General features: G+C 69.9%; 4 protein-coding genes. 3 read left to right on the top strand and 1 reads right to left on the bottom strand.

Annotation, left to right across the window (positions count from 1 at the left end):
- A partial coding sequence (locus VGB60_RS11650) for a PepSY-associated TM helix domain-containing protein (protein WP_331038417.1) occupies positions 1 to 888 on the top strand: 888 nt, incomplete at its 5' end.
- 57 nt (positions 889 to 945) lie between these two features.
- Here VGB60_RS11650 and VGB60_RS11645 read toward each other — a convergent pair.
- On the bottom strand, positions 946 to 1,116 hold the full coding sequence (locus VGB60_RS11645) for a DUF2256 domain-containing protein (RefSeq protein WP_331038416.1): 171 nt from the start codon (positions 1,114 to 1,116) through the stop codon (positions 946 to 948).
- A gap of 49 nt (positions 1,117 to 1,165) precedes the next feature.
- Between VGB60_RS11645 and VGB60_RS11640 the strand changes: the two genes are divergently transcribed.
- Together VGB60_RS11640 and VGB60_RS11635 are read left to right on the top strand one after the other, a co-directional pair.
- Positions 1,166 to 1,651, top strand: a complete 486-nt coding sequence (locus VGB60_RS11640; protein ID WP_331038415.1) for a MerR family DNA-binding transcriptional regulator — start codon at positions 1,166 to 1,168, stop codon at positions 1,649 to 1,651.
- A gap of 2 nt (positions 1,652 to 1,653) precedes the next feature.
- A partial coding sequence (locus VGB60_RS11635) for an acyl-CoA dehydrogenase family protein (RefSeq protein ID WP_331038414.1) occupies positions 1,654 to 2,912 on the top strand: 1,259 nt, incomplete at its 3' end.

Raw genomic sequence — 2,912 nt, 5'->3', positions numbered from 1 at the left:
CGACTCGGCGCGGCGCTGGACCGGCTGGAGGCGGCCGAGCCCGGACTGACCTCCGTGGTCCTGCCCGGCGGAGCAGTCGGCGCGCACCGGCTCTACCTTGCCGACGAGGGCTTCGGCTACGCCGACGCCGACGGCGCCGTGGTGGACCGCTGGCGCGGCGCGGCGAGGGCCGAGACCTGGATCTTCGACCTGCACCACGAACTTCTGGCGGGCCACACCGGAAAGCTGGTCGCCGGCGGGGCCGGGCTCGCGCTGACGCTGATGATCCTGACCGGTCTGGTCGTCTGGATCCCCTCCTGGCGCGCCTCGGGCTGGCGCGTGTGGCCCCGCTCCGGCGCGCGGCGCGAACTGATCGGCAGCCATCGCAACCTCGGCCTGATCTTCGCGGTTCCGCTGTTCGTCTTCAGCCTGACTGGCGCGGCGATCGTCTTCCACGGCACGACCCAGGCCCTGCTGGGCGGCGCCCCCAAGCCGCCGACGCCTGTCGTGGGGTCCGGAGACGTCGACTGGACCCGCGCCCTGGCGGACGCGCAGGCTCGCTTTCCCGAAGCGACCCCGCGCATGGCCATTCGACCCGCCGCAGCGGGGAAGCCCGCCACGATCCGCTTGAAACAGCCCGGCGAGTGGCACCCCAACGGCCGCACGACGGCCACCATCGACCCCGCCACCAGCCGGGTGGTCGCGACCTCGGACGCCAACGCCCTGCCGCGCGGCATTCGCGCTTACAACGCCTTCTATCCCCTGCACGCCAGTTCGGTCGGAGGCTGGCTCTACGACGCGATGACGGTGCTGAGCGGCCTCGCCATGGCGGGGCTGGGCGCCGTCGGAGCCTGGGCGTTCCTCGTCAAGCCGAGGAACCGATCGCGGCGCTCAGCGTCGACTCGCTGACCCGCTGGCTCCGGCCCCGAGACGGCGCTCAGCGCGCCTTTGAGCCGCGGCTGGCCATCACGACCCAGCCCCCGCCGCCCGGCACCGGTCCGAACACACCTTCACCGCCTCCCAGTCGCGCGCCCACTTGCGCCGCCAGGAGAACGGCCGGCCGCAGACGGCGCAGGTCTTGCGCGGCAGATCGCGTTTGTCGGGCGCCTTGCCGAGATTGACGTGCTTGCGAGCCATGTCGCCAGAAGGCTTCCCTTTACGTGCACGTCAAGTTATGACGTGAGCCATGGCGACCGCCGACGATCATCGCACCTATTCGATCCGCCAGTTGTGCCGCGAGTTCGGCGCGACGGCGCGGGCCCTGCGCTTCTATGAGGACAAAGGGCTGCTGACGCCCGCGCGCAAGGGCCAGACGCGGGTCTACGACGCCCGCGACCGCGCCCGGCTGAAGCTGATCCTGCGGGGCCGCCGCATCGGCTTCTCGCTGCACGAGATCCAGGAGATGCTGGATCTGTACGACCACGACGACCACAACGCCCACCAGATGTCGGTCGCCCTGCGCCGCCACCGGGCCCAGATCGCGGCGCTGAAGCAGCAGCGCGAGGACCTCGACGCCGCCATCGAGACCGCCGAGGAAGCCTGCGCCGTCATGGAGCGGAAACTGGCCGAGTTCCGGCCCGATCTGCTGCCCGGCGCCGAGGAATACGCCGACCTGCTGAAGGCGCGGCTGAACCCCGACAACCACCACCAGCCCTTCAAAGCGAGAGCCTGAGCATGGCCTACAAGGCGCCTGTCCGCGACCTGACCTTCGTCCTGAACGAGGTGCTGGAGATCGACCGCTACGCCAACCAGCCCGGCTTCTCGGACGTGTCGTCAGACCTCGTCGGCCAGATCCTCGAGGAGGGCGCCAAATTCGCGGAGGAGGTCATCGCCCCCCTGAACCGCGTCGGCGATCAGGAAGGCTGCAAATGGGTCGACGGCAAGGTCACCGGCCCGACCGGCTGGAAGGAAGCCTATCAGGCCATGGTCGCCGCCGGCTGGCCCGCCCTGTCGGCCCTGCCCGAGCACGGCGGCCAAGGCATGCCGTCGGTCGTGGCCATGGCGTTCGGCCAGATGACCGCCGCCGCCAGCGCCGCCTTCTCGATGTATCCCGGGCTGACCGCCGGCGCCTACTGGGGCCTGAACGCCAACGGCTCGGACGAGCTGAAGGCCCGCTACCTGCCGAAGATGGCGACTGGCGAGTGGGGCGGCACCATGAACCTGACCGAGCCGCAGTGCGGCACGGACCTGGGCCTGATCCGCACCAAGGCGGTCCCGAACGGCGACGGCAGCTACAACATCACCGGCCAGAAGATCTGGATTTCGTCGGGCGAGCACGACTTCACCGACAACATCATCCATCTGGTGCTGGCCCGGATCGAGGGCGCGCCGGCGGGGATCAAGGGCATCAGCCTGTTCGTCGTGCCCAAGGTCTTCGTCAACGACGACGGCTCGCTGGGCGAGCGGAATGCGGGCGTCGGCTGCGCCGGGCTCGAGCACAAGATGGGCATCCACGGCAACGCCACCTGCGTCATGGCCTACGACAACGCCAGGGGCTGGCTGGTCGGGACCGAGAACAAGGGCATGGCCGCCATGTTCGTGATGATGAACGAGGCGCGCCTCGGCACCGGCCTGCAGGGTCTGTCGATCGGCACGGCCGCCTATCAGGCCGCCGTCGAGTTCGCCCACGACCGGTTGCAGGGACGTTCGCTGACGGGGGCGAAGAACCCCGACGGCCCAGCGGACTCCATCATGGTCCACCCCGACGTGCGCCGCATGCTGCTGGAGGCCAAGGCTTTCGTCGAGGGCGGCCAGGCCTTCACTCTGTGGACCGCGCTCCAGGCTGACCTGCAGCACTCGAACGACGAGGCGGAGGCCCAGAAGGCCCGGGACTACATGGGTCTGATCACCCCGGTGCTGAAGGCCTATCTCACCGATAAGGGCTTCCACGTCGCCAGCCTGGCCATGCAGGTGCACGGCGGCAGCGGCTACAC

The organism is Brevundimonas sp. (assembly GCF_036399195.1).
In the GTDB taxonomy this organism is placed as follows: domain Bacteria; phylum Pseudomonadota; class Alphaproteobacteria; order Caulobacterales; family Caulobacteraceae; genus Brevundimonas.
This window is presented reverse-complemented; position numbering and strand designations above follow the sequence as displayed.